The following is a 25601-nucleotide window of genomic DNA, read 5'->3' as shown; positions in this document are numbered from 1 at the left end:
AAACGCCTAGTGTGTCGGTCCTGGCCTCGGCGGGACCGGTCTGCTAGGCCGCTCGATGCGCGTGTCCCCGGCCGGGCTCGCAAAGCGGCGTTCGAGCAACGTGAAGGCGTCGATCAGTTCCGGCGCCTCGTAGATCCGGTTGCGCCGTCCGTCGGTGAGCTCCCGCAGTACGCCGACCTCGACCAGCCGGGCGAGGCCCTGGTTCGCGGCCTGCTGGGACCGGTCGATCAGCAGTGCCGCGGCTGCGAGCGTCAGCACGGGCGCGGCCGGCAGCGCCTCGATCAGGAGCTCGGCTGCGGAGCCTGCACGCAGCGGGGCGGCCTGCTCCCGCCAGGCAGTCTTCAGGTCCGCGGCGGTCTGCTCGAAGCGGGCGGCCTCCGCGGTCGCGTGCGTGCAGGCCGTCGCGAACATCCGCAGCCACGGGTTCGCGGCCGCGCGGGCCTTCGCGGTGGTGGCGCGTCCGACGTACCGGAAGGCGGTCAGCGCGTCGACGTACTCGGCGGCGTGGGTGGCGAGCGCGAGCGAGACCGGCGGGACGGTCCGCGTGATCAGCCCGTCGGCGCGCAGGATCAGGTGGATCAGCGCCCGCCCGGTCCGGCCGTTGCCGTCGGCGAACGGGTGGATCGTCTCGAACTGCGCGTGCGCGATCGCGGTCTTCGCCAGCACGGGCAGCCGCGACTCGCGGACGAACGTCATCAGGTCCGCGAGCAGGTCGGGAATCAGCTGCGCCGGCGGCGGGACGTAGTACGCCTCGGCGGGGGAGCGGCCGCCGATCCAGTTCTGCAGGTACCGGATCTCGCCGCCGTACTCCGGGGTCGGCGACGGCGCCATCAGCCGGCGGTGCGCCTCCAGCAGGTGGTCGACCTCGAGCTTGTCGCCGGCCTGCACGGACTCGGTCACCCAGGTCATTGCGTCGACCGCGCCGAGCACCTCCTCGGCGGTCACGTCGTGGATCCGGTCCCGCAGTACGTCGGCCTTCAGCAGCCGGCGAGCGCCGACGACCAGGCCCTCGATGTGCGACGACCCGACCGCCTCGGCCCGCAGCAGCAACCGCGCCAGCGCCTCGCTGTTCGTCAGTACGGCGGCGGTCGCGTCCAGGCGGGCGAGGTCGCCGGCCGCGTCCTCGAGCAGCGCCAGTACGTCGTCGGACAGGTCGAAGTCGCGCCCGGTCAGCGGGTCGGGCAGATACAGCTCGTACGACCCGCCGAGGCGCTCCGCCCGGGTGAACCCGTCGGGGTGCCCGGGCCAGCGGTGCAACTCGACCCTCGCCATACTCTTATTCAAGCTTATCCACAAACCTTGAACAAGAGCTGTGGATAAAGTGGCCCAAGCGGCGGGCAGACTGGTGCTTGTGACTCTGGACGCGCAGACGCAGCAGATGGTGGCCGCCAACCAGGCCGACTGGGACGCCCGGGCGCCGCTGCACGCGGCGAGCGCGTTCTACAACAAGCCCGCCGAGTACTGGTTCGCCGACTACGAGTGGGCGGATCTCGGCCCGCTCGACGGTCTCGACGTACTGCATCTGCAGTGTCATCTCGGGACGGAGACGATCGAGTTCGCCCGCCGCGGTGCGCGAACCAGTGGGCTCGACCTGTCGGAGAAGTCGCTGGAGGCGGCGCGCCGGATCGCCGCCGACGCCGGGGCGGACGTCGAGTACCTGCATGCCAACGTGTACGACGCGGCGGAGGCAGTCGAGGGACGGCAGTTCGACATCGTCTACACGGGCAAGGGTGCGCTCTGCTATCTCCCGGACCTCGAGCAGTGGGCGGACGTCGTACGGCGGCTGCTCAAGCCCGGCGGTTTCCTCTACATCGTCGAGTTCCACCCGCTCCTGAACGCGCTGCGCGAGGTCTCGTTGCCAGGCGAGACCGACGACCTCGTGCTCCGCGCGGACTACCTGGAAGGGCGCGGCGCGATCGCGCGCGACTCCACCGTCACCTACACAGGCGACGAGGTGCCCGGCCGCCAGACCAGCTACGAATGGCGCCACGGCCTCGGCGAGATCGTCACGACCCTGGCGTCGGCCGGTTTCCAGATCACCACCCTGCGCGAGTCCGACGTACTGCCGTGGCCGCGCTGGCCGCAGATGGAACAGACCCCCGACGGCTGGTGGTGCCTCCCCGACGATGCTCCGCGGATCCCGTTGTTCTTCGCGCTGAAGGCCACCCGATGAGCCGCGCTGAACGTGAACGCGATCTGGTCGCGTACTACACGGGCGAGCTGCACGCCCGGGTCGATCGCGAACTCGCCGAGCCGCGCGTCGCCCGACGTACGGCGTATCTGGACCAGTTGCGCGTGGAAGGCCGGCGGACGGTCGTGGAGATCGGCTGCGGCCCCGGCCGCGACGGGGAGGCGATTGCGGCGGCGGGCTTCGACTACACGGGTGTGGACCTGTCGCCGGCGAGCGTGGAAGCCTGCCAGGCGCTGGGTCTGCGGGCCGAGGTCGCGTCGGTGCTCGAGTTGCCGTTCGCGGACGGCACCTTCGACGCGGGCTGGACGATGAGCACGCTGCTGCACGTGGCCGACGAGGATCTCGGCCAGGCGCTGCAAGAGATCGTGCGTGTTCTGCGGCCCGGTGCCCCGCTGGCGATCGGGCTGTGGGGAGACGTCAGCGGAAGCGAGCACGTCTGGGAAGACGGCAAGGGCTACGGCCCCGGACGGTTCTTCAGCATCCGCTCCGACGACGGGCTCCGATCGGTCCTGGAGCAGTACGGCGAAGTCGAGCAGTGGGCGACCTGGGACGAGGACCGCGTCATGCACTACCAGTGGGCAGTGCTTCGGGTCAGCGCTTCTTAGGCCCGCGGAACGCGACGAAGATCAGGGCCACACCGAAGGCGGCGACGATCGGGCCAACGGTTGCCCACAGGGTCTGGCCGGTCATCGAGCTGCCCTTGAGGTAGCCGAGCCCCTGAAAGGTCCAGACGCCACCGACCGCGATCAGCAGTGCGGCGAAGGCGATGGCGACGATCTTTCCCATACCTGCAGCCTAGCGCCGAACCGGCGCGAGCCGATGTCTAGTCTGGGTTCATAGGCGGCGACGGCTGGAGATGGTCGGCAATGGAGAGATCGCACGACGTTCCGATCCCTGGCCTGACGGTTCAGAGCAGGGTCCCCACGATAGTGATGCAGGCCGCGTTGGAGGGGACCATCGAAGTCACGTCCACGAACTGCCTGGTCGTTCGGATGGCGTACAGCGCCGCACCCGGTGTTGCCAGCTACACGAATGTGGATGTGGCCTGGCCGCTCGGGTGGAGTGCGGGGGTTCGTGAAGGTACGCCGGTTCTGATCGATGCCGATGGGCAGGTTGTGGCGCGCCTGGGCGACGAGGTGCGGGTCGGGGGAGGCTTCATCGAGGCCGCGAGGATCGGCGTGGTTCCGTGCACAGGACAGGAGGGCACCTTCGAGGCCTACGAGCTCACTCGTATCTGAGGTGAGTCGAGCAGGGTGTCGCAGAGGGCCACCAGTTGTTGGCGGAGCGGTCGGGCGCGGTCGGCGAACGCGCGCTGGGCGGCCGTGTACTCCGCCTTGCCGTCGGGGGTTTCGATGCGGACGGGGGAGTAGCCGAGGGCGGCCAGGTCGTACGGCGAGGCGCGCATGTCGAGGGTGCGGATGTCGCGGGCGAGCTCGAAGCACTCCAGCAGCAGTGCGCTCGGCGTGAACGGCATCAGCTTGCCGGCCCACTTGTAGAGGTCCATGTTCGCGTGCAGGCAGCCGCCCTGTTCGAGCGCCGGCTGGGACTCGCGGGTGGGTTGGAGGGTGTTCAGCGGCCGCGCCGGCGTGGTGAAGAAGCGGAACGCGTCGAAGTGCGAGCAGCCGATCTTGTGCGAGTCGACCACCTGATCGGTGCCCTCGGCACCTAGTCGCAGCGGCCAGGCGGCGTGCCGTACCTCGGGCGTCCGGTACACCATCGCCCACTCGTGCAGCCCGAAACACCCGAACTGCGGCTGCCGGTCCAGCGTCGAGGACAGCAGCGCGCGGATCCACGTGATGCTGTCCGTACGGCGTTCCACCTCGGCCGGATCGAGCGAAGCGGTTCCGTCGACGACCACGTACCCACGCCGGCCTTCATAGACAGCCCCGCCCTCCAGCTGAACCCCCGGCCCCGGATGCCAGATCCGCAACTGATTCGGACGAGTGGGGTAATAGGTGAAGAGGAAATCCTCGACGGGATGTGCTTCGCCGCGCTTTCGTCGGTCCAAGTGACCAGCAAGCAGTACGTCGACGCGCGCCGCGTGCTCGGAGGCGTACGACGTCCACTCGGCAAACGGCAGCGTGGTCATAGGTCGAGGGCGAATGCGTACAGATCGACGCCTGGGATGGGGGCCCAGTCACGTTCCGGGAGGCGGTGGAAGCCTAGGCGTTCGTAGAGGCGGTGGGCGGTCGTCATGTATGTGGCGCTGCTCATCACGATCCGCCGTTGGCCGAGCTCGCGGGTGCGGTCGATGCAGCGCTGGGTGAGCGCGGTACCGATTCCCAGGCCGCGCGCCCGACCGGCGACCCCGAGCATGCGGAACTCGCCCTCGTCGTCCTGGCCGATCTCGCGGTAGACCGAGCCGACGGGGCAATAAGTAACAGTGCCCAGCAGTCCCGAGGAATCGGCCGCCACCCACAGCTCCGCCTTGGCGGCGCGGTCGGCGGCCGCACGGAGCGTCATCGCGTACTCACCGCGGACGAAACCGTCGTGCGAGTAGGCCTCCACGGTCAGCTCGCCGACCGCGTCGTACTCCGAGGGATCGGCCGGGCGGATGTCGAAAGTCACCGGAATACTGTCTCATTCCGCACCGACGGTAGGCTCGGCCCGTGCGTATCGCCAGATTCTCCGTGGACGACGAGCCGAAGTACGGCGTCGTCGAGACCGACGACCCCGAGGGGCTCACCGGCACTGTCAACGTTCTCGACTCGGACCCGCTCTACCGGTCGGCCCAGTTCACCGGGGAGAAGCTGCAACTCGCGGACGTCCGGCTGCTGGCGCCGGTGATCCCGCGCAGCAAGGTGGTCTGCGTCGGCCGGAACTACGCGGCACACGCCGCCGAGCTCGGGAACGACGTACCGGACCAGCCGATGATCTTCCTGAAGCCGAACACCAGCGTGATCGGCCCGCGGGACGGCATCGTCTACCCGGAGCAGACCAACGACCTGCACTTCGAGGGTGAGTTGGCGATCGTGATCGGCCGGATCGTCCGGGACCTGCCCAAGGAGCGGGTCAACGAGGCCATCTTCGGCTACACGATCGCGAACGACGTGACCGCACGCGACCTGCAGAAGTCCGACGGGCAGTGGGCCCGGGCCAAGGGGTTCGACACGTTCTGCCCGCTCGGCCCGTGGATCTCCACCGAGCTCGACGTGTCCGACCTGCGGGTCAGCACCGAACTGAACGGCGAGCCCAGGCAGGACGGGCGGACCAGTCAGTTCATCTTCGACATCCCGGAGGTGCTGGCCTACATCACCTCCTTCACCACGCTGCTCCCCGGCGACGTGGTCCTCACCGGCACCCCGGCGGGGGTCGGCCCGATGCTGCCCGGCGACGAGGTCTCGGTCAGCATCGAAGGAATCGGAACTCTGACGAACAAGGTGATCGTGCGTGACTGACGACGTGCTGGGCGACCTCGAGCCGAACGGGGTGCGGGTCCGCTTCCCACCGTCGCCGACCGGCCTGTTGACCGTCGGCAACATCCGCAGCGCGCTGTTCAACTGGGCCTTCGCCCGGCACTACGGCGGCAAGCTGGTCCTCCGGATCGAGGACACCGACACGGCCCGCAACACCGAGGAGGGCTACCGGTACACGTATGACGCCCTCCGCTGGCTGGGCCTGAACTGGGACGAGGGCCCCGAGGTCGGCGGCGACTTCGGGCCGTACCTGCAGTCCGAGCGGATGGACATCTACGCCGACGTCGTCGCCAAGCTGCTCGCGGCGGGCAAGGCGTACCACTGCTATTGCTCGCAGGAGGAGCTCGACCAGCGCCGCGAGGCCGCGCGTACGTCCGGGCAGCACAGCGGGTACGACGGCCACTGCCGCAACCTCACACCCGAGCAGGTCCAGGCGTACGCCGACGAGGGCCGGCGCCCGGTCGTGCGGCTGCGGATGCCGGACCGCCCGATCGTGTTCGACGACCTGGTCCGCGGGGAGATCACGTTCCTGCCCGAGAACCTCGGCGACTACGTGCTGGTCCGGGCGAACGGATACCCGCTCTACCCACTGGTGAACCCGGTGGACGACGCGCTGATGGAGATCACCCACGTTCTGCGTGGTGAGGACCTGCTGCCGTCGACACCGCGGCAGATCGCGCTGTACGAGGCGCTCGCCGAGATCGGCGTCGGCAGCGGCCGGACGCCGCGGTTCGGGCACCTGCCGTTCGTGATGGGCGAGGGCAACAAGCGGCTGTCCAAGCGGGACAAGGGTTCCGGTCTGGGCGAGTACGTCGAGCGTGGCTTCCTGCCCGAGGGGCTGCTGAACTACCTGGCCCTGCTCGGCTGGTCGATCGCCGAGGACCGGGACGTGTTCACGATGGCCGAGATGATCGAGGCGTTCGACATCCGCAAGGTGAACTCGAACTCGGCCCGCTTCGACCCGAAGAAATGCGAGGCGATCAACGCCGCGCACATGCGGCTGCTGCCGCAGGACGAGTTCGCGCACCGGATGATCCCGTTCCTCGCGCAGGCGGGCGTGCTGCCGGCCGAACCGTCGGACGAGCAGGTGGCTGTGCTCAAGGCCGCCGTACCGCTGGTGCAGGAGCGGATGAACACGCTCGACGAGTCCGTTGACATGCTCGGGTTCCTGTTCGTGGACGACGCGCACTTCGCGGTCGACCCGGATGCGGCGGCGAAGGTGCTGACCGGGGACGCCGACGCGGTCCTGGACGCGACCGCGAAGGCGCTCGCGGACGTGGACTGGACGACCGAGGCGATCGAGGCGGCGCTGCGGGCGTCGTTGATCGAGGGGCTCGGGCTGAAGCCGAAGAACGCGTTCGGCCCGGTCCGGGTGGCGATCTCCGGCCGCCGGATCTCGCCGCCGCTGTTCGAGTCGCTGGAGCTGCTCGGCCGGGACAAGTCCCTGCACCGGCTCGAGCAGGCACGCCGTACGACGTCATGAGCGGAACGCCGTACCAGAGGCTGCTGAAGAACGGCGTCACGCCGCGGGTGTACGTCGTTCTCGGCACGCTGACGATCCTCGTCGGCTGGATGCTCGGCAGCGTCGTGATCATCGGGATCCAGCAGGGGATCCGGAAGGATCCGCCCGGGACGCTGTCCTGGTTCGGGCTGCTGACGACGAACCTGACGCTGATCATCCTGATCCCGCTGTCGATGCTGGTTGCCAAGCTGCTGAACCGGCAGACGCCCGGGTTGTTGTCGTCGGTGGTCGGAAAGCTCCGCTGGCGGCCGCTGGCCTGGTTCTCGCTGGTGGCGATCGTGCTCGAGCTGCTGGCCTTCGCGGTCGTCCAGTTCGGCAACGTGCCGCTCGCCACCGGTGAGCGGCACGGCGGGCCGGCGGCGCCGGACGTGGTCGCGGTCATCGTGATCACGTTGCTGACGTCACCGATCCAGGCCGCGGGGGAGGAGTACTACTTCCGCGGCTACCTGCTGCAGGCGGTCGGGACGTACCTGCGTGGCACGATCGTGGCCGTGGTCGTCACCGGCGTGCTGTTCACGCTCGCGCACGGGATCTGGCCGTGGCAGAGCCCGGCGCTGTTCGTGGACCGGCTCGCGTTCGGCCTGGTCGCCGGGTTCCTCGCGATCCGGACCGGCGGGCTGGAGTCCGGGATCGCGTCGCACGCGGCGAACAACGTCGTGACGTTCGTGTTCGCCGGCCTGACCAACAGCCTCGGCGCGAGCCTCGGGGTCCAGGACGCGCCTTGGTCGCTGGTCGTGGTCGACGTACTGAAGTTCGTCGCGTTCGGGGCGGTCGCGGTCTGGATGGCCGGCCGGATGAACCTGCGGACGGAGTCCGAGCTGCCGCTCGCGACGCTGCCGGCGGGCGCTCCGCGACGGGTGTGACGGGTGTGACAACTCGCCGACGGGGGCCCGTTTTGGTGTCCGGTCGCCTGCTCGGGTAAGCTCACCGAGCCGGGTTGGTGAGGGCGGAAACAAACTCTCCAACTTCAGTGAAAATGCCTTTGGGGTATGGGGTAATTGGCAGCCCGACTGATTCTGGTTCAGTTAGTCCAGGTTCGAGTCCTGGTACCCCAGCGGATTGGACCGCGCCGATGAAAATCGGTAAAGTTCAACCTCGTTGCCCGGGTCGTAAGATCCGGACGGCAAACCTCTGGCCCCGTTGTGTAGCGGCCTAGCACGCCGCCCTCTCAAGGCGGTAGCGCGGGTTCGAATCCCGTCGGGGCTACCAGAGTGGAAGGCCCCCGTCCTCGCGGACGGGGGCCTTCGTCGTTCTCCGGCCACCTTCTGGACACCTCAAGGTCTAAGCGCTTAGAGTCTAACCGCTTAGACCTTCTCCCTGCATGATGGAAAGGGGATCGCTGTGCGGCGGAACCTCTTCGCTCTCCCGGCCGCGGCGGTTGCCGCGGCCCTGCTCCTGGCCGGCTGCGGCGGCGGCTCGTCCGGGACCGGCAGCACCACCACGGCCGACCCAGGCCCCGAGACCGGGACGATCACGTTCACCGGCACCGACAACGCCGAGACCTACCAGCCGGTGATCAAGGCCTTCGAGGCGAAGAACCCGGGGATCAAGGTCACCTACACGCAAATCCCGTTCGACCAGTTCAACGCGACCATGCAGCAGCGGCTGAGCGCGAAGGACACCGGGATCGACGTCTACACGGTCGACGAGCCGCGGGTCTCGCAGCTCGCCGCGAAGGGTTTCCTCACCGATCTCAGCGACCTCGACGGCAAGGTGAAGACCAGCTTCACCAAGGCGGCGTACGAGACCAACCACTTCCGCGACAAGCTCTGGTCGCTGCCGATGTGGAACTCGACGCAGTACCTCTTCTACAACAAGGCCGCGCTCGCGAAGGCGAAGGTCACGCCGCCGACCGCGGACCCGCAGCAGCGCTGGACGTGGGAGCAGGTCGAGGCGGCCGGCCGGAACAGCATGCAGGCGGGCGGCACGAAGTACGGCCTGTTCATGGAGCAGCCCGAGGCCTACTACCAGCTGCAGCCGCTGGCCGAGTCGCTCGGCGGCGGCTCCGGCATCGAGGGCGACGACGCGCTCACGCCCGCGGTCGAGACCGACGGCTGGAAGAAGGCGATGCAGTGGTACGGCGCAACCTTCGCGAGCGGGCTGTCGCCGCGCGGGATCGGCGGGTTCCAGACCGGACCGGTGTTCTCGAACGGTGACGTGGCGTTCTTCGTCGGCGGCCCGTGGGACCTGAAGATCTTCGGCAGCTCGAAGATCGACTGGGGCGTCGCGCCGCTGCCGTACTTCCAGGGCGGCAAGCCGGTCACCCCGACCGGCTCCTGGTCGCTCGGCATCAACCCGGCGTCGAAGCAGCAGGGGATGGCCCGCAAGTTCGTCGAGTTCGCGACGCTCGATCCGGCCGGCAACCTGGCCACCACGAGTACGACGACGATCATCCCGGCGAACCTCGACGCGCAGAAGCAGTACACCCCGAAGATGGACGCGTTCTCCGGTACGAAGACGGCCGGCGCGGCGGCGATCACGGCGTACGACAGTGAGCACACCGCGGTGTCGCGGCCGGTGAGCGTCGGGTACATCCAGTTCGAGGAAGTGATGGGCAAGGCGTTCGCCGACATCCGCAACGGAACCAACTCGGACCAGCGCCTCCAGCAGGCCACCCAGCAGCTGAACGAGGCGTGGAAGTCGATTAAATGAAACAACGGCAAGGGCTGATCGCTCTCGCCTTCCTGACGCCGGCGTTGGTGTGTCTCGCCGTACTGCGGATCGTTCCGGCGATCTCCGCGGTCGTAGAGAGCTTCTACAGCGAGAGCCTGCTGCGGGGCGGCCGGGTGTTCACCGGGCTGAGCAACTACACGGATCTGCTGGGCAGCAAGGACTTCCGCCAGTCGGTCGGCGTCACGTTGCTGTTCACCGTGCTGGTGAACCCGATCCAGGTCGTGGTCTCGTTCCTGCTCGCGGTGCTCTTCACGCAGAAGGCGGCCGGCTCGAAGCTGTGGCGGACGTTGGTGATCCTCCCGATCGCCACGCCGCCGGCGGTGTCGGCCGTCATCTGGAGCGTCATCTACCGCCCCGACGGGCTCGGGAACGGCGTACTGGAACGGTTCGGGCTGCCGGCCCAGCCGTTCCTCACCTCACCGAGCCAGGTGCTGCCGTCGCTGATCGTGCTGCTGTCCTGGATCGGCGTCGGGTACTGGATGCTGTTCCTGATCGCGGGCATCCAGGAGGTCCCGGTCGAGGTCCGCGAGGCCGCGCTGCTGGACGGCGCCGGCCCGTGGCGGCGGATGATCTCGGTGATCCTCCCGCTGGTACGGCGGCCGCTCGCGTTCGTGCTGGTCGCGGACACGGTGTCGAACCTGCTCGTGTTCGCGCCGGTGCAGATCCTCACCAAGGGCGGCCCGAACGGCAACAGCAACCTGCTGATGTACGACGTCTACAACCGCGCGTACGCGCTCGGCGACATCCACGTCGCACAGGCCGAGGTGGTCATCCTGGTCGCGCTCACGCTGGCGATCGTGGCGGGTCAGTTCCGGCTGCTGCGAGGTGACCAGTGAAGCGGGTCAGCCTGTCGGTGCTGGGCGGGGTCGTCGGCATCCTGTTCTTCCTGCCGCTGCTCTGGGTGGTGACGAACTCGCTGCGGCCCGGCTCGGAGACGTTCGCGCACCTGAAGTTGTCGTGGCAGACGTTTTTCGAGCTGCAGCCGACGTTCCACAACTACTCGGCTCTGTTGGGCAGTGATGTCGGGCGGGCGACGGTCAACTCGATCTTCGTCAGTGCGCTGACGGTGATCATCGGGCTGGTGGTCTGCGCGACCGCGGCGTTCGGGCTGGCGGCGTTCGAGTTCCGCGGCCGCGGGCTCGTGTTCGGCATCGTCGTACTGAGCTTCCTGGTGCCGTTCGACGCGATCGCGATCCCGTTGTCGACGATGTTCCGGGACTGGCACCTGACCAACACCTTCACCGGGCTGGTGTTGCCCGGGATCGGCAACGGGATGGCGATCTTCCTGCTCCGGCAGTTCTTCCTCGGCGTCCCGGCCGAGCTGGTCGAGGCCGGCCGGTTGGACGGGCTGGGGTGGTTCGGCGTCTTCCGCTGGATCTACCTGCCGCTGTCCAAGCCGGCGTTGATCGGCGCCGGGCTGATGCTGTTCCTCTTCCAATGGCAGGCGTACGTGTGGCCGCTGCTGATCGGCACCGACGCGAAACACATCCTCGGCCCGGTCGCCCTGTCCAACCTGCAAGGCCAGAACTTCGCCGACTACGGTCTCGTCTTCGCGGGCGCCGTGGTCCTCACCGTCATCCCGTTGGTGGTCATTGCCGGCTTCCAGCGGTACTTCGTCCAGTCCGTGTCGAGTACCGGGCTCAAGTAAGGAGACATGTGCGTTCCCTGATTCTCGATACCGACATCGGCTCCGACGTGGACGACGCGATGGCGCTCGCCCAGCTGCTCGGCAGCCCGGAGATCGACCTCGCCGAGGTGCACACCGTGTACGGCGACACTCGCCTGCGGGCGCAGCTGGCCCGGCGGTACGGCGTACTCGCCGGCCGTGAGCTGACCGTCGTACCGGGGCTCGTCGATCCGCTGTCCGGGAAGGACGTCTGGTGGGCCGGGCACGAAGGCACGCTGCACGACGGGCTGGACGCGGAGACGATCAGCGCGGACAGTGCGCCGGAGCGGCTGGTCGAGCTGCTGCGGGCGCGGCCGGGTGAGCTCGACGTGGCGGCGATCGGGCCGTTGACCAATATCGCCGCGGTGCTGCGGCTGGAACCGCAGGCGGCGTGGTGGATCCGGCACCTGTGGGTGATGGGCGGGTCGTTCGGCGACGACGTGTCCGAGCACAACTTCAAGTCCGACGACGTCGCGGCCCGGGAGGTGCTGGGCGCGGGGATTCCGACGACGATCACCGGGCTGGAGATCACGCGGCAGGTGACGATCGAGAAGGCTCGGCTGGAGCGGATCCGGGCGGCTGGTCGGCTCGGGGCGGCACTCGGGGCGGACATCGAGCAGTGGTGGGCGTACTGGAACGAGACGTGGAACGTGCCGCACGATCCGGTTGCGGTGCTCGCACTGAGTTGCCCAGAACTGTTCAGCTTTTCGGAGTTGGGCACGGTGAGCGTTGCTGACGGTGGGCACAGTACGTTTGCGGCTGGGGCCGGGGGGACGGTGCGGATCGTGACCGCGGTGGAGGCCGAGGCGGTGGCTGAGGAGATCACGCAGCGGATCGTGGCCGGCGGGACGGCTTACGCTGTGCAGCGTGGGGAGATCGATGGCGACCGCGCGTGACGTCGCGCAGCGCGCCGGTACGTCGACCGCGGTCGTCAGCTACGTCTTCAACAACGGGCCGCGGCCGGTGTCCGCGGAGACCCGGCGGCGCGTGCTGGAGGCGGCCGCGGAGCTCGAGTACCGGCCGAACATCCTCGCCCGGGCGCTGAGCGCGGGCCGGACGTACTCGCTCGGGCTGCTGATCCCACAGATCCGCAACCCGTACTTCGCCACCCTGGCCGAGCACCTGGAGAACTTCGCCCGGCAGCACGACCACCTGCTGCTGATCGGCGACTCGGCGGGCGACCCGGCGCAGGAGTCCGCGCACATCGGGTCGTTCATCGAGCGCAAGGTCGACGGCGTCGTCCTCGTCTCGCTGCTCGTCGAGCCGGCGATCCAGCGGTTCGCCGCGGCCGGCGTACCGGTCGTGGCCCTGCATCCGGTGCCCGACGGTGTCACGGTCTCGACGTTGTCGATCGACTACGTGGCGGGCGCCGAGGCCTCGGCGGACCACCTGCTGTCGCACGGCTACCGCACCCTCGGCGTCGTCACCGGGCCCGAGGAATCACCCGGTACGGCGGAACACCGGCGCGGCATCGAACGCGCGCTCACCAAGCATCCGAAGGCGTCGGCGCGGTACGTTGCCGCGCCCGTTTCCCGGTTCGCCGCGCGGGACGCCGTACGGCCGTGGTTCCAGCAGAAGCGGCCGCCGCGGGCGATCTACTGCTCGACGGACGAGCAGGCGTTCGGCGTACTGTTCGCGGTCTGGGAGGCCGGGCTGCACGTACCGGGGGACGTGGCCGTGATGGGGTTCGACGGCACCAGCGAGTGCACGGTGACGGTTCCGCCGTTGGCCAGTGTGCGGCAGCCGATCGAGGAGACCGCGCGGCAGGCCGTCGACCTGCTCCTCGACCGGAGCAAGCCGACGGCGGCGCGGCACGTACTCGACTACGAGCTGGTTCCCAGCACCTCCTGCGGGTGCTAGGCCGGTGACGGGGTCTCGGTCGTCGTAGGGCCCGTCGCGGCCCGGCGTACCGACCAGGCGACGGCGATCAATACGGCGCCCCAGATCAGTGCTGTGACGCCGAGGAGTACGGCGATGCTCACCGCACCGGCGCCGGGGTTGGCGGCGAACAGGATGCCGATCAGCAACGAGAGCAGACCGTTCAGGACCAGGAGCCAGCGCGGCATCGGCAGGTGGCTGCTGAACGCGCCGGCGAGCTCGAAGATGCCGCGGACGATCAGCCAGATGCCCAGGATCCAGGTCAGCGTGGCGACGGTCATCCCGGGGTGGACGATCGCGAAGAACCCGGCGAGCAGCGCGATCACGCCGAGCACGATCAGCCAGAGCCGGCCGCCCTTGGACTCCGGCTGGAACGCCTGGGCGATCGAGCCGATGCCGTCGGCGAGCGCCCAGATTCCCCACAGCAGCGCGAGCGCGATCGCCGTCGAGATCGGCCACGCGATCGCCAAGATTCCGAACACAATGCCCAGCGCACCACGGACGAGCAACATCTTCCAGCCGAGAGTCAGCCAGTCCCGCTCCATGTCGGACCTCCTTGAGGGCTTATTGCTCTCATGGTGATCTCAGTAACGCGCCGTGACAACCACCGCGACCGCGTAGGCTGAACGAATGGCTGTCCAGTTCAACCACACGATCGTGAGCAGCAGTGACAAGGAGGCGTCCGCGCGCTTCCTGGCCGGACTCCTGGGGACCGGCGAGCCGAGCAGCTACGGGCCGTTCGCGGTGGTGCAGCTCGCGAACGGAACCTCCCTGGACTTCGCCGACGGCCGCGGGCGGCTGCACACGCAGCACTACGCGTTCCTGGTCTCCGAGGAGGAGTTCGACCAGATCCACGGCCGGATCGTCGAGCGGGGCCTGACCTACTGGGCGGACCCGTTCCATCAGCACGAGGGCCAGATCAACACCAACGACGGCGGCCGCGGCCTCTACTGGAACGACCCCGACGGCCACAACCTGGAGATCCTCACGGTCCCCTACGGCGGCCGGCCGGCCTGACTTACTCCGAGGCGCGGCGGAGGGCTTCGGACAGGCGTTCCGCGGCGGCCATGACGGCGGGGGCGTGCATGCGGCCGGGCTGGCGGGACAGGCGCTCGATCGGGCCGGAGACCGACACTGCGGCGATCACCTTGCCGCTGGGGGAGCGGACCGGGGCCGAGACCGACGCGACACCCTGCTCGCGTTCGCCGACCGAGTGCGCCCAGCCGCGACGCCGTACGCCGGCCAGCGCGGCCGCGTTGAAGGATGCGTTGTGGAGGCCGCGGTGCATCCGCTCCGGGTCCTCCCAGGCCAGCAGTATTTGGGCAGCCGACCCGGCCGCCATGGTCAGCTGCGAACCCACCGGGACGGTGTCCCGCAGACCGGAGGGGCGTTCCGCGGCGGCGACGCAGACGCGGTACTCGCCCTGGCGGCGGAAGAGCTGGGCGGATTCGCCGGTGATGTCGCGCAGCCGCGCCAGCACCGGGCCGGCGGTCGCGAGCAGCCGGTCCTCACCGGCCGCGGAGGCCAACTCGCTCAGTCGCGGGCCGAGCACGAAGCGTCCCTGCATGTCGCGACCGACCAGCCGGTGGTGCTCGAGAGCGACCGCGAGACGATGTGCCGTCGGGCGCGCCAGTCCCGTCGCCGCCACCAGTCCGGCCAGGGTCGCCGGCCCGGACTCGAGTGCGGACAGAACGAGAGCTGCTTTGTCGAGAACACCGACTCCGCTAGAGTTGTCCATGGGACGATATTGCCGTCTCGAATCGTGGAACGCAAGTCGCTTCAGCGGGGTATTCGAGAGCACTGTGAGCGAAAGCACCACACTTCCAAATCTCAAAGGAGAGTCTGATGGGCAGGACGTTGTCGGAAAAGGTCTGGGATGCGCACGTCGTGCGCCATGCCGACGGAGAACCCGACCTCCTCTACATCGACCTCCACCTGGTCCACGAGGTGACCAGTCCGCAGGCCTTCGACGGCCTCCGGCTGGCCGGCCGTCAGGTCCGGCGGCCGGATCTGACGATCGCCACCGAGGACCACAACGTGCCGACGTACGACGTGGACAAGCCGATCGCCGACCCGGTGTCGCGGACCCAGGTGGACACGCTGCGGAAGAACGCCGAGGAGTTCGGCATCCGGATCCACACCCTCGGCGACCCGGACCAGGGCGTCGTGCACGTGATCGGCCCGCAGCTCGGCCTGACCCAGCCGGGCATGACCGTGGTCTGCGGTGACAGCCACACCTCCACGCACGGCGCGTTCGGGGCGATTGCCTTCGGCATCGGTACCAGCGAGGTCGAGCACGTGCTGGCCACCCAGACGCTGATGCAGGCCCGCCCGAAGACGATGGCCGTCACCGTCGACGGCGTACTGCCGGACGGCGTCTCGGCCAAGGACCTGGTGCTGTCGCTGATCGCGCAGGTCGGCACCGGCGGCGGCCAGGGCTACATCGTCGAGTACCGCGGCGAGGCGATCCGCGCGCTGTCGATGGAAGCCCGGATGACGATCTGCAACATGTCGATCGAGTGGGGCGCGAAGGCCGGCCTGATCGCGCCGGACGAGACCACCTTCGAGTACCTGAAAGACAAGCCGCACGCGCCGCAGGGCGTCGACTGGGAGGCGGCCGTCGAGTACTGGAAGAGCCTCGCCACCGACGAGGACGCGACCTTCGACCGCGAGGTCGTGCTGCGCGCCGAAGAGGTCACGCCGTTCGTCACCTGGGGCACGAACCCGGGCCAGGGCGTCGCGCTCGCGGACGTGGTCCCGTCGCCGGACGACTTCGACAACGAGAACGACAAGGTCGCCGCCGAGCGTGCGCTGGAGTACATGGGCCTGACCGCCGGTACGCCGCTGCGCGAGATCCACGTGGACACGGTGTTCCTCGGGTCCTGCACCAACGGCCGGATCGAGGACCTGCGGGCCGCCGCCGGCGTACTGGCCGGGCGGAAGGTTGCCGAGGGCACCCGGATGCTGGTGGTCCCGGGCTCCGGCCGGGTCCGGCTGCAGGCCGAGGCCGAGGGCCTGGACACGATCTTCAAGGACGCCGGCGCCGAATGGCGTGGTGCCGGGTGCTCGATGTGCCTGGGCATGAACCCGGACCAGCTGGCCCCGGGGGAGCGCAGCGCCTCCACCTCGAACCGGAACTTCGAAGGCCGTCAGGGCAAGGGCGGTCGTACCCACCTGGTCTCGCCGCTGGTCGCGGCCGCGACCGCCGTCACCGGAACCCTCGCGGCTCCGGCCGACCTGCCGCCCGTCGCCGTACCTGCGAACGCCTGAGGAGCAAGGGAATCATGGAAGCCTTCACCCAGCACATCGGTACGGCGGCCCCGCTGCGCCGGAGCAACGTCGACACCGACCAGATCATCCCGGCCGTGTACCTGAAGCGGGTCACCCGGACCGGCTTCGAGGACGGGCTGTTCGCGGCCTGGCGCAACGATCCGTCGTTCGTGCTCAACCAGCCCGAGTACGAAGGGGTCTCGGTGCTGGTCGCGGGACCGGACTTCGGCACCGGATCGTCGCGGGAGCACGCGGTCTGGGCCCTGCTCGACTACGGGTTCCGGGTCGTCGTCTCGTCGCGGTTCGGGGACATCTTCCGCGGCAACTCCGGCAAGGCCGGCCTGCTCGCGGCCCTGGTGACGCAGGACGTCGTCGAGCAGCTGTGGACCGCGGTCGAGACCGACCCGGGCACCAAGGTCACGGTCGACCTGGAGAACAAGACGATCTCGGCCGGTGACGTCTCGGCACCCTTCGAGATCGACGACTACACGCGCTACCGGCTGCTGAACGGTCTGGACGACGTCGGCATCACGCTGTCGCACGCCGACGAGATCACTGCGTACGAAGCAACCCGACCGTCCTTCAAGCCTGCAACCCTTCCCGCGAAGGCCTGAGAGCTCTATCAGAGTTGTCGTCCCCGTAACGTTCGGGTGGGCGGGGGCGATAACTCTGGTGTTACCCTTGCGTGGTTGTCAGAACAAGGCTTGCGAGACCGAGGAGGTGAGGACGCATGAACACCAGCGATCCCTCCAGACATACCGGTCTCGCTCGGCCTTCGGGGGACTGACTTTCCTCCTGTAGTTGTGGGGTCGGGCAGACGTGCGCTCATCACTTGCCTGATTCACCCGCATCTGGAGGACTCATGTCCGACCTGCGCCTGCGCACCTTCCGTGCGTTCAGCCGTACTCCGTCACTGCGTGCCGCCGCCCGCAAGCACGCCGCAGCCGTTGCCACCGCCGCGATCGAGCCGGAGACCAAGCCGCAGCGCGATCCGCAGAAGCCCAACGGGCACAGCGTCGTGGACAGCGCGATCTACTGCGGCGGCAACCGGGTCGCGTCCCCGCATTCGCTGGCGGACACCTACTCGGCGCTCCATGACGCCCCGCAGAGCCTGGCCTGGATCGGCCTGTACCGGCCGGACCGCCGCGAGCTCGCGTCGCTGGCGCAGGAGTTCGACCTGCACGAGCTGGCGATCGAGGACGCGAACGAGGCGCACCAGCGGCCGAAGCTGGAGCGGTACGGCGACACGTTGTTCGTCGTACTGAAGGCCGCCCGGTACCGGGACGCGACCGAGGAGGTCGAGTTCGGCGAGGTGCACGTGTTCGTCGGCAGGGACTTCGTGGTGACGGTCCGGCACGCCGAGGCGCCGAACCTGGCCGCCGTACGGCGCCGGGTCGAACGCGATCCGGAGCTCCTCAGCCGCGGTGCCGAGGCCGTGCTGTACGCGATCATGGACAAGGTCGTCGACGGGTACGCGCCGGTGGTCGCCGGCCTGGAGAACGACATCGACGAGATCGAGACCGAGGTGTTCCGCGGCGACCCGAAGGTGTCCCGCCGGATCTACGAGCTGTCCCGTGAGGTGATCGAGTTCCAGCGCGCCACCCGGCCGTTGACCGGCATCCTCGAGCAGCTCCGCGGCGGCTTCCAGAAGTACGGCGTGGACGAGGAACTGCAACGTTCACTGCGGGATGTGGCCGACCACGTGACCGAGGTGGTGGAGAAGGTCGACGGCTTCCGCGAGCTGCTCCGCGACATCCTGACCGTGAACGCGACGCTGGTCGCGCAGCAGCAGAACGAGGAGATGAAGAGCCTCGCGATCGCCAGCAGCGAGCAGAACGAAGAGGTGAAGCGGATCTCCGCGTGGGCGGCGATCCTGTTCGCGCCGACGCTGATCGGCACCGTCTACGGGATGAACTTCGACAAGATGCCGGAGCTGCACTGGGAGTACGGATACCCGTTCGCGATCGGCCTGATGGCCTTGGTGTGTGGAGGTCTGCACCAGATCTTCAAGCGCCGCGGCTGGCTGTGAAGCCGGCGGCAAACAGCCGCCAAAACCCCTCCAGGGACCCGGATCGGGCCGAATTGTGGTCCGAATCGCCTAAAACAAGGCCAAATTGCCGCGTTGGTGTTTGTGCATGGCCTGTTCAGTCCATAACGTTCCTGTGAGATCGAGCGCTGTGCTCGACGCCTAGTGTTCACGGAGGGAAGCAGTGAACAAGAGCCAGTTGGTCGAAGCGCTCGCAGTGCACTTCGACGGAAACCGCCGCCAGGCCCAGCACGCACTGGAGTCGGTGATCGACACCGTCCAGCGCGAGCTGACCAAGAAGGGTGGCAAGGTCGCCATCACCGGTTTCGGTGCCTTCGAGGCCATCGAGCGTGGCGCGCGCATCGTGCGCAACCCGCGGACCGGTGAGACCAAGCGTGCCAAGAAGACCACGGTTCCGAAGTTCCGCGCGGGTGCGGAGCTGAAGGCCGTTGTCTCCGGCGCCAAGAAGCTGCCGAGACTGGTGGCCCCGAAGCCGGCCGCGACCGCCACCAAGGCGGCTGCCCCGGCGAAGAAGGCTGCTCCGGTCAAGGCCGCTGCAACCAAGACCGCCGCTGCGAAGAAGACGGTCGCCAAGAAGGCCCCGGCCAAGACGGTCGCCAAGAAGGCGCCGGCGAAGACCGTTGCCAAGAAGGCCCCGGCGAAGAAGGCCCCGGCCAAGAAGGTCGTCGCGAAGAAGGCGCCGGCCAAGAAGGCCCCCGCCAAGAAGACCGCGGCGAAGCGTACCGCTCGCTGAGCTTCACGCACTGCGGCACAGGCACCACAGCGAAGGCCGGTCACCCCACTCCAGGGGATGACCGGCCTTCGCCGTTGTTCGGGGCAACTGTCTACAGGTGGGTGGCGAACTCCACCCGGGTGATCGCCAGCGTCGCACCGGATCCGGTGGTCTCGATCCGGACCCGTTGGCCGACCCGCAGATGCCGCACCGGGGTGTCCGCGACCGCGTGCACCGTGAACGGGAGCTCGATCCCGGTGTCGGTCAGCACGGCCCCGGCGAACGTCTCACCGTCGTACTTGCTCACAGTCGCCTGCATGTCAGCAGGCTAGACCCTCGGTCCCCGTCGCGGCACCGAGCACCAGCGACATCACGTCCGCCGTCGCCGGACCGACCCCGAGCTGGACGGCGTGCGCGAGATCGGCCGCGGTGTCGACATCACGACGTACCGACTCGATGCCGGCCACCTCGATCGGGATCGCCCCGGACGCCTGGTGGGCGCGGGCGGAGCCGACGCCGAAACGCGGATCCAGCGGTACGCCGGGAGCGGCCGCGAGCAACGTCGTACCGGTGCCGGGCTCGTCGACGACGAAGGAACGTGCGGCGGTACAGGCCGCCAGTACGGCGGTGAGCTCGGCAGGGCGGAGGGCGGGAAGGTCCGCGGACAGGGCCGCGATGCCGTTGCCTGGAAGCTCCGCAGCCGCCACAGTGGCTCCGTGCAGCAGCGCTTCGTTGAGCCCCGCGGCGGGCAGGTCCGGGACCACCCGGGCACCGGCCGCGGTCACGTCGGCGCCGACCAGCGGGTCGTCGGTGACGACCAGGACCGTGTGCACCAGGGGAGACCCGAGCGCGGCCGCAGTAGTGTCGACAGCGAAGGCACGGGCCAGCTCGGGACGGTGCTGAGGGTAGGCCGGAGCGAGCCGGCTCTTCGCGATCGCCGTACGCTTCACCGGGATCACCAGGGTCCAGGGAGCGACCTGTAGGTCTGCCATCAGGCAGGATTCTCCCATGACCGACGGCGCATTCGACCACCAGGAGGCAGCAGTGGACAGCAAGGGTGCCGATCCACGGCCGCCGCGCGGATTCTGGTTCGGCATCATCGTGGCGATCGTCAAACCGTTCATGATCATGTTCACCAAGTGCCGGTTCACCGGCCGGGAGAACATGCCGCGGCACGGCGGCGTGGTGTACGTGCCGAACCACATCTCGCATTTCGACCCGGTGCTGCTCGGCTATTTCATCTGGGAGTGCCGGCGGATCCCGCGGTTCCTCGGCAAGGCGTCGGTGTTCAAGATCCCGGTGCTCGGCAGCATTATCAGCGGGGCCGGGCAGATTCCGGTGTACCGCGATTCCGCGCAGGCCGTCGACGCTTTCCGGGACGCGGTCGCCGCGGTCGAACGCGGTGAGTGCGTGGGCGTTTACCCAGAGGGCACGATCACCCGCGATCCGGCGATGTGGCCGATGACCGGCAAGACCGGCGCGGCCCGGATCGCGTTGATGACCGGCTGCCCGGTGATCCCGGTCGCGAACTGGGGCGCCCAGGAGATCCTGAAGTCGTACACCGGCAAGATCCGGTTCCGGCTGCTGCCGCGGAAGACGCTGCAGGTACGGGCCGGGACCCCGGTCGACCTGAGCGCGTTCGAGGGCAAGCCGATCACCAACGAGCTGTTGCGCGAGGCAACCGAGGCGATCATGGCCCGGGTCGCCGAGACGCTCGGCGAACTGCGCGGCGAGGAACCGCCGAAGGAGCTGTACGACCTCCGCAAGGCGCGACGTGAGGAGAACGAATGACGAAAGTTGCGGTGTTCGGTGCCGGGTCGTGGGGTACGGCGTTCGCGACGGTGCTCGCGAACGCGGGGAACCAGGTGTCGGTGTGGGCGCGGCGGGAGTCGCTCTGCGCGGCGATCAACAGCGCGCACGAGAACGCCGAGTACCTGCCCGGGATCCGGCTGTCCGAGGCGATCACCGCGACCCACGACCCGGCCGCCGCGGTCGACGGAGCGGAGGCCGTCGTACTCGCGGTGCCGTCCCAGTCGTTGCGGGACAACCTCACCGACTGGGCCGGCGTACTGCCGAACGCCGTACCGCTGGTCAGCCTGATGAAGGGCGTCGAGCTCGGTACGACGAAGCGGATGAGCGAGGTGATCGCCGAGCTCACCGGCGCCGGGCCGGAACGGATCGCGGTCGTCTCCGGGCCGAACCTCGCCCGTGAGATCGCCGAGGGGCAACCGGCCGCGTCCGTGGTGGCGTGCGCGGACGAGGGGACCGCGGCGCGGTTGCAGAAGCTGTGCCACTCGCCGACGTTCCGCCCGTACACGAACAACGACGTGATCGGCTGCGAACTCGGCGGTGCCTGCAAGAACGTGATCGCGCTGGCCGTCGGGATGGCGGTCGGACTCGGCTTCGGCGACAACGCCCGCGCCTCGGTGATCACCCGCGGCCTCGCGGAGATCGCCCGGCTCGGTACGGCGCTGGGCGCCGAGGAGCACACGTTCTCCGGGCTGGCCGGCCTCGGCGACCTGGTGGCGACCTGTTCGTCACCGCTGTCCCGCAACCGCACGTTCGGTGAGAAGCTCGGCCAGGGCAGGTCGGTCGCGCAGATCCTGGAAGGCACCCGCCAGGTTGCGGAGGGCGTGAAGTCCTGCGCCTCGATCAGCGAACTCGCCCACCACCACGACGTCGAGATGCCGATCGCCGAACACGTGACGAAGGTCGTCGCCGGCGAGCTGACGCCGAAGGACATGCTGTTCAGCCTCGTCTCCCGCTCGGCCAAGTCGGAGCGGTGGGGATGATCCCGGAGGCCTTCGCTCGCCTCACTGTTGAGCGCGAAGGTGCCGCGGGGGAGGCATGGCTGGAGGAGTTGCCGGGGATTGTCGAGGACCTGCTGGGGCAGTGGGGCGTCCGGCGGGAGGGCGACGTACTGCACGGGCAGGTTGGTGTGGTGGTGCCGGTTGAGGGCGACGCCGTACTGAAGGTGTCGTTCCCGCATCCGGGGAACGTGCACGAGCCGGACGCGTTCGAGGCCTGGGGTGGGCGGGGTGCGGTCCGGCTGTACGAGCGGGACGATGCGCGGTACGCGATGCTGCTCGAGCGGGTGCAGCCGGTGACGTTGGGCGCGCACGGCGACGGGGCCGCGGCGATCGCGGGGGACGTGCTGCGGCAGTTGACGATCCCGGCGCCGGACGGGCTGCCGCGGATGGCGGACCAGGCCGGCCAGTGGGCTTCGGAATTGTCCAAGGATGCAGCAGAGCTCGATCATCCGCTGCCCGCCGCGGTTGTCGACGAGGCGCTCGCGGTGGTGGACGAGCTGTGTCGCGTGCAGCCGGAGACGTTGGTGCACGGTGACTTCCACGCGCGGAACATCCTGCGCGCGGAGCGGGAGCCGTGGCTGGTCGTCGATCCGAAGGGGTACGTCGGCGACCCGGGCTTCGACGCGGCGATCTTCCTCCGGACCCGCGCGTACTACCTCTTCATCGACGACGGCCTGACCGGCGCCGACCTGCTCCGCCGGTTGCAGGCGGAGCTGGACGAGTTCGCCGAGGCCTCTGGTATCGACGCCGAACGGATCCGCCGCTGGACCCAGCTGATCGCCGTCCAGGCGTCCTTCTGGGGCCGCCGCCACGGCTACGGCCGCGCCCGCACCGGCACCGAACTGGACCACCTGGTCGAACTGATCGAACACGTCGCGATCGGTTTGAGCTAGGGGGCGGATCGCCAGGCCATCACAATCGTGCGCTGACGCGCGCGCCGAGCGCGGTGGGCGCCCAGGGACAGGATTGTGATGGCGTGCAGATCCGCGTCCACGCGAGAACTTGGGTGGAGACGAGAGTGGCGTCGCCGGGGGCGTCCGGGGTTGGAGTGGCGGGGCTACGCGAGCGCTTGGGTGTGGCGGAGGGTGGCGGCGGCGGGGTGTTCGGGGGCGGGATGGTGGTGGTGCGGCTAGGCGAGGACGTGGGTCAGGACGAGGGTGGCGGCGCCGAGGAGGGCGGCGTCGGGGCCGGTGTGGGACGGGACCACGTGCAGGTGGGTTGTGGCCAGGGGCAACGATCGGGCGTAGATGGTTTCGCGGAGCCCGGCCAGCAGGCTGTCGCCGGCCTGGGCGAGGGAGCCGCCGACGACGATGACCGACGGGTTGAGCAGGCTGACGGCGGCGGCGAGCACCGTGCCGATCTCGCGGCCGGCCTGGCGTACGGCGGTGGTCGCCTCGGTGTTGCCCGCGCGGACGAGGTCGACGATGTCCTGGCTCGTCTCGACGCCCAGCTTGGTCGCCAGTGCGGCCGCGGACGCCATCGCCTCCAGGCACCCGGTGTTCCCGCACCGGCACACCTCGGTGTGTCCGGGCGCTTGGATGTGCCCGATGTCGCCGGCCGCGCCCCGCGCCCCGCGGTGCAGCCGTCCGCCGCTGATCACGCCCGCACCGATGCCGGTGGCAACCTTCACGAACAGCAGGTGCTCGACGTCCGGGTACGCCGTGGCGTGTTCGCCGAGCGCCATGATGTTCACGTCGTTGTCGACCAGCACCGGCCCGGGCAGCGTCTCGCTCAGCCGGCCGACCACGTCGTACGAGTCCCAGCCCGGCATGATCGGCGGATGGTTCGGCCTGCCGGTGCTGTGCTCGACCGGCCCCGGTAGCCCGACCCCGGTTCCGGCCAGCTCCGCCACCGAGCGCCCCGCCGTACGCAGCAATGCCTGTCCCGCCGCGGCGACCGCGTCGAGCACGACGTCGGGTCCTTCGGCGATCGCGAGCGGCGTCGTCGACCGGTCCAGGATCGCGCCGGTCAGATCGGTGAGCGCCACCGACAGATGCGTCGCGCCGACGTCCGCGGCGAGTACCAGCCGCGCCGTCGGGTTGAACCGGAACCGGGCCGGCGGCCGTCCGCCGGTCGACGCCGCCTCGCCGGACGGTACGACGAGCCCGCTCGCCAGCAGTGCCTCGATCCGCCCGGTCACGGTCGACCGGGCCAGGCCGCTGAGCTCGATCAGTTCGGCCCGCGTCCGCGGCTGCCCGTCCCGGAGCACCCGCAGCAGCGGGTCCGCCGTACCGAGATCGCTCATTCACCGGACTTTCGTCGTACAGGGCGTGGACTTTTGCTTGACAGGGTTCAAAAGGGTCCCATAGCGTCCTCGAACGTGTCCACCAGTGCGCGCAAACTCAGGGTCGGGATCGTCGGCGGCGGGTTCATGGGCCAGGTCCACGGGAGGTCGGCGCTGGTCTCCGGCGCGACCGTCGTCGGCGTCGTCGGATCGTCGCCCGCGAAGGCGGAGGCGGCCGCCGAGGCGACCGGGGCCGAGCGCGGGTTCGCGACCCTCGACGACCTGCTGGCGGCGGACGTCGACGTCGTCCACGTCTGTACGCCGAACAACACGCACCGCGAGGTGACGCTCAAGGCGCTCGCGGCGGGCAAGCACGTCGTCTGCGAGAAGCCGCTCGCCACCTCGGTGCAGGACGCCGGTGGACTGCAGGCGGCGGCAGCGGACGCAGGGCTGGTCGGCGCGGTGCCGTTCGTGTACCGGTACCACCCGATGGTCCGGGAGCTGCGGGCCCGGATTGCCGCGGGCGAGGCCGGCCTGATCACCAGCCTGCACGGCTCGTACCTGCAGGACTGGCTGGCCGGCGCCGACGACCAGAACTGGCGCGTGGACGACACCACCGGCGGACCGTCGCGGACGTTCGCGGACATCGGCTCCCATTGGTGCGACCTGGCCGAGTTCGTCACCGGCGACCGGATCGCCGCGATCAGCGCGCAGCTCCGGACGGTCCGTGCCGAGCGTGGTGGAGTTCAGGTGCGGACCGAGGACCTCGCCACCGCGCAGTTCCGGACCGAGGCCGGTGTGGTCGGGACGATCGTGGTCAGCCAGGTCGCCGCCGGCCGGAAGAACCGCCTGTACCTGGAGGTCTCGGGCACCGAGTCGAGCTTCGGGTTCGACCAGGAGGACCCGGACCGGCTGTGGGTCGGCCATCGCGCCGGGTCGCAACTGCTCACGCGTGACCCCGAGACGTTGAGCCCGGACGCGGCGCGGGTGAACCGGCTGCCGGCCGGTCATGCGCAGGGGTACCAGGACGCGTTCGACTCGTTCGTCGCCGACAGCTATGCCGCCGTCCTGGGGGAGACCCCGGTCGGCCTGCCCGATTTCGCCGCCGGAGCGCGGTCCGCCCGCGTGGTGGACGCCGTACTGCGGTCGGCCGCCAACGACTCCGCTTGGACCACAGTCGACAACCAGTAGG

General features: G+C 69.2%; 29 protein-coding genes and 2 tRNA genes. 22 read left to right on the top strand and 9 right to left on the bottom strand.

The window, feature by feature from the left end:
• Positions 1–6 precede the first annotated feature (6 nt).
• Positions 7–1272 carry a Fic family protein gene (locus tag ACFV9C_RS23025; RefSeq protein WP_380196516.1) on the bottom strand — a complete coding sequence of 422 codons (1266 nt, stop codon included), beginning with the start codon at positions 1270–1272 and terminating at the stop codon, positions 7–9.
• A gap of 79 nt (positions 1273–1351) precedes the next feature.
• Between ACFV9C_RS23025 and ACFV9C_RS23020 the strand changes: the two genes are divergently transcribed.
• Positions 1352–2173, top strand: a complete 822-nt coding sequence (locus ACFV9C_RS23020; RefSeq protein WP_380196514.1) for a class I SAM-dependent methyltransferase — start codon at positions 1352–1354, stop codon at positions 2171–2173.
• Positions 2170–2796 carry a class I SAM-dependent methyltransferase gene (locus ACFV9C_RS23015; protein WP_380196512.1) on the top strand — a complete coding sequence of 209 codons (627 nt, stop codon included), beginning with the start codon at positions 2170–2172 and terminating at the stop codon, positions 2794–2796. Before ACFV9C_RS23020 ends, ACFV9C_RS23015 begins: the two co-directional genes overlap by 4 nt.
• On the opposite strand, the gene ACFV9C_RS23010 is transcribed toward ACFV9C_RS23015, so the two are convergent.
• Entirely contained in the window at positions 2783–2977 is a 195-nt protein-coding gene (locus tag ACFV9C_RS23010; RefSeq protein ID WP_380196510.1) for a hypothetical protein, read from the bottom strand. The genes ACFV9C_RS23015 and ACFV9C_RS23010 overlap by 14 nt on opposite strands.
• Before the next feature lie 80 nt (positions 2978–3057).
• On the opposite strand from ACFV9C_RS23010, the gene ACFV9C_RS23005 reads away from it, so the two are divergent.
• Positions 3058–3429, top strand: coding sequence for a hypothetical protein (locus ACFV9C_RS23005; RefSeq protein WP_380196508.1), 372 nt, complete (start codon positions 3058–3060; stop codon positions 3427–3429).
• Here ACFV9C_RS23005 and ACFV9C_RS23000 read toward each other — a convergent pair.
• Together ACFV9C_RS23000 and ACFV9C_RS22995 are read right to left on the bottom strand one after the other, a co-directional pair.
• On the bottom strand, positions 3408–4280 hold the full coding sequence (locus ACFV9C_RS23000) for a 3-methyladenine DNA glycosylase (RefSeq protein ID WP_380196507.1): 873 nt from the start codon (positions 4278–4280) through the stop codon (positions 3408–3410). The two genes, ACFV9C_RS23005 and ACFV9C_RS23000, sit on opposite strands and share 22 nt — an antisense overlap.
• Positions 4277–4759, bottom strand: coding sequence for a GNAT family N-acetyltransferase (locus ACFV9C_RS22995; protein WP_380196506.1), 483 nt, complete (start codon positions 4757–4759; stop codon positions 4277–4279). The genes ACFV9C_RS23000 and ACFV9C_RS22995 overlap by 4 nt, the downstream gene beginning before the upstream one ends.
• Before the next feature lie 41 nt (positions 4760–4800).
• On the opposite strand from ACFV9C_RS22995, the gene ACFV9C_RS22990 reads away from it, so the two are divergent.
• The 10 genes from ACFV9C_RS22990 (at position 4801) to ACFV9C_RS22945 (ending at position 13328) form a co-directional block, all read left to right on the top strand.
• Positions 4801–5589, top strand: a complete 789-nt coding sequence (locus ACFV9C_RS22990; protein ID WP_380196504.1) for a fumarylacetoacetate hydrolase family protein — start codon at positions 4801–4803, stop codon at positions 5587–5589.
• Entirely contained in the window at positions 5582–7090 is a 1509-nt protein-coding gene (gene gltX / locus ACFV9C_RS22985; RefSeq protein ID WP_380196503.1) for a glutamate--tRNA ligase, read from the top strand. Before ACFV9C_RS22990 ends, gltX begins: the two co-directional genes overlap by 8 nt.
• Positions 7087–7992, top strand: coding sequence for a CPBP family intramembrane glutamic endopeptidase (locus tag ACFV9C_RS22980; RefSeq protein ID WP_380196502.1), 906 nt, complete (start codon positions 7087–7089; stop codon positions 7990–7992). The genes gltX and ACFV9C_RS22980 overlap by 4 nt, the downstream gene beginning before the upstream one ends.
• A 120-nt stretch (positions 7993–8112) precedes the next feature.
• Positions 8113–8184 (top strand) — tRNA-Gln (locus ACFV9C_RS22975).
• A gap of 78 nt (positions 8185–8262) precedes the next feature.
• Positions 8263–8338 (top strand) — tRNA-Glu (locus tag ACFV9C_RS22970).
• Between the two features lie 132 nt (positions 8339–8470).
• Positions 8471–9781 carry an ABC transporter substrate-binding protein gene (locus ACFV9C_RS22965; RefSeq protein WP_380196500.1) on the top strand — a complete coding sequence of 437 codons (1311 nt, stop codon included), beginning with the start codon at positions 8471–8473 and terminating at the stop codon, positions 9779–9781.
• A complete protein-coding gene (locus tag ACFV9C_RS22960) occupies positions 9778–10638 on the top strand; it encodes a carbohydrate ABC transporter permease (protein WP_380196498.1) in 861 nt (286 codons plus the stop codon). The genes ACFV9C_RS22965 and ACFV9C_RS22960 overlap by 4 nt, the downstream gene beginning before the upstream one ends.
• A complete protein-coding gene (locus tag ACFV9C_RS22955; RefSeq protein ID WP_380196496.1) occupies positions 10635–11450 on the top strand; it encodes a carbohydrate ABC transporter permease in 816 nt (271 codons plus the stop codon). Before ACFV9C_RS22960 ends, ACFV9C_RS22955 begins: the two co-directional genes overlap by 4 nt.
• A gap of 8 nt (positions 11451–11458) precedes the next feature.
• A complete protein-coding gene (locus ACFV9C_RS22950; RefSeq protein WP_380196494.1) occupies positions 11459–12364 on the top strand; it encodes a nucleoside hydrolase in 906 nt (301 codons plus the stop codon).
• Positions 12336–13328, top strand: coding sequence for a LacI family DNA-binding transcriptional regulator (locus tag ACFV9C_RS22945; RefSeq protein WP_380196492.1), 993 nt, complete (start codon positions 12336–12338; stop codon positions 13326–13328). The genes ACFV9C_RS22950 and ACFV9C_RS22945 overlap by 29 nt, the downstream gene beginning before the upstream one ends.
• On the opposite strand, the gene ACFV9C_RS22940 is transcribed toward ACFV9C_RS22945, so the two are convergent.
• Complete coding sequence (locus ACFV9C_RS22940) at positions 13325–13891, bottom strand: HdeD family acid-resistance protein (protein ID WP_380196490.1); 567 nt, start codon at positions 13889–13891, stop codon at positions 13325–13327. The two genes, ACFV9C_RS22945 and ACFV9C_RS22940, sit on opposite strands and share 4 nt — an antisense overlap.
• Positions 13892–13976: 85 nt before the next feature.
• On the opposite strand from ACFV9C_RS22940, the gene ACFV9C_RS22935 reads away from it, so the two are divergent.
• Positions 13977–14363, top strand: coding sequence for a VOC family protein (locus ACFV9C_RS22935; protein ID WP_380196488.1), 387 nt, complete (start codon positions 13977–13979; stop codon positions 14361–14363).
• A 1-nt stretch (position 14364) separates the two neighbouring features.
• On the opposite strand, the gene ACFV9C_RS22930 is transcribed toward ACFV9C_RS22935, so the two are convergent.
• On the bottom strand, positions 14365–15084 hold the full coding sequence (locus ACFV9C_RS22930) for an IclR family transcriptional regulator (RefSeq protein WP_130387568.1): 720 nt from the start codon (positions 15082–15084) through the stop codon (positions 14365–14367).
• 107 nt (positions 15085–15191) lie between these two features.
• Between ACFV9C_RS22930 and leuC the strand changes: the two genes are divergently transcribed.
• The 4 genes from leuC (at position 15192) to ACFV9C_RS22910 (ending at position 19396) form a co-directional block, all read left to right on the top strand.
• The gene (gene leuC, locus ACFV9C_RS22925) at positions 15192–16616 is read left to right on the top strand and encodes a 3-isopropylmalate dehydratase large subunit (protein WP_380196486.1); all 1425 of its coding nucleotides are present in this window, start codon (positions 15192–15194) and stop codon (positions 16614–16616) included.
• A 14-nt stretch (positions 16617–16630) separates the two neighbouring features.
• The gene (gene leuD / locus ACFV9C_RS22920) at positions 16631–17230 is read left to right on the top strand and encodes a 3-isopropylmalate dehydratase small subunit (protein WP_344188236.1); all 600 of its coding nucleotides are present in this window, start codon (positions 16631–16633) and stop codon (positions 17228–17230) included.
• Between the two features lie 248 nt (positions 17231–17478).
• Entirely contained in the window at positions 17479–18645 is a 1167-nt protein-coding gene (corA, locus tag ACFV9C_RS22915) for a magnesium/cobalt transporter CorA (protein WP_380196484.1), read from the top strand.
• A gap of 181 nt (positions 18646–18826) precedes the next feature.
• Positions 18827–19396 (top strand): HU family DNA-binding protein, encoded by a 570-nt coding sequence (locus ACFV9C_RS22910; RefSeq protein WP_380196483.1) that lies wholly within the window; start codon positions 18827–18829, stop codon positions 19394–19396.
• 91 nt (positions 19397–19487) lie between these two features.
• Here the strand turns inward: ACFV9C_RS22910 and ACFV9C_RS22905 are convergent, their stop codons facing one another.
• Positions 19488–19694, bottom strand: a complete 207-nt coding sequence (locus ACFV9C_RS22905) for a hypothetical protein (RefSeq protein WP_380196481.1) — start codon at positions 19692–19694, stop codon at positions 19488–19490.
• A gap of 1 nt (position 19695) precedes the next feature.
• Complete coding sequence (gene cofC, locus ACFV9C_RS22900; protein ID WP_380196480.1) at positions 19696–20367, bottom strand: 2-phospho-L-lactate guanylyltransferase; 672 nt, start codon at positions 20365–20367, stop codon at positions 19696–19698.
• 16 nt (positions 20368–20383) lie between these two features.
• Here cofC and ACFV9C_RS22895 point away from each other — a divergent pair, with 16 nt between their 5' ends.
• The 3 genes from ACFV9C_RS22895 to ACFV9C_RS22885 are packed head-to-tail and all read left to right on the top strand — an operon-like array spanning position 20384 to position 23078.
• Positions 20384–21166, top strand: coding sequence for a lysophospholipid acyltransferase family protein (locus tag ACFV9C_RS22895; protein WP_380196478.1), 783 nt, complete (start codon positions 20384–20386; stop codon positions 21164–21166).
• Complete coding sequence (locus ACFV9C_RS22890) at positions 21163–22167, top strand: NAD(P)H-dependent glycerol-3-phosphate dehydrogenase (RefSeq protein WP_380196477.1); 1005 nt, start codon at positions 21163–21165, stop codon at positions 22165–22167. Before ACFV9C_RS22895 ends, ACFV9C_RS22890 begins: the two co-directional genes overlap by 4 nt.
• Entirely contained in the window at positions 22164–23078 is a 915-nt protein-coding gene (locus tag ACFV9C_RS22885; RefSeq protein WP_380196475.1) for an aminoglycoside phosphotransferase family protein, read from the top strand. The genes ACFV9C_RS22890 and ACFV9C_RS22885 overlap by 4 nt, the downstream gene beginning before the upstream one ends.
• A 236-nt stretch (positions 23079–23314) precedes the next feature.
• On the opposite strand, the gene ACFV9C_RS22880 is transcribed toward ACFV9C_RS22885, so the two are convergent.
• A complete protein-coding gene (locus ACFV9C_RS22880; RefSeq protein ID WP_380196473.1) occupies positions 23315–24430 on the bottom strand; it encodes an ROK family protein in 1116 nt (371 codons plus the stop codon).
• Positions 24431–24505: 75 nt separating this feature from the next.
• Here ACFV9C_RS22880 and ACFV9C_RS22875 point away from each other — a divergent pair, with 75 nt between their 5' ends.
• Positions 24506–25600, top strand: a complete 1095-nt coding sequence (locus tag ACFV9C_RS22875) for a Gfo/Idh/MocA family protein (protein ID WP_380196471.1) — start codon at positions 24506–24508, stop codon at positions 25598–25600.
• Position 25601 lies beyond the last annotated feature (1 nt).

Source organism: Kribbella sp. NPDC059898 (assembly GCF_042730855.1).
GTDB lineage: Bacteria > Actinomycetota > Actinomycetes > Propionibacteriales > Kribbellaceae > Kribbella.
Note: the sequence above shows the minus strand (reverse complement) of the source record. Positions and strands in the feature narration are given on the sequence as shown.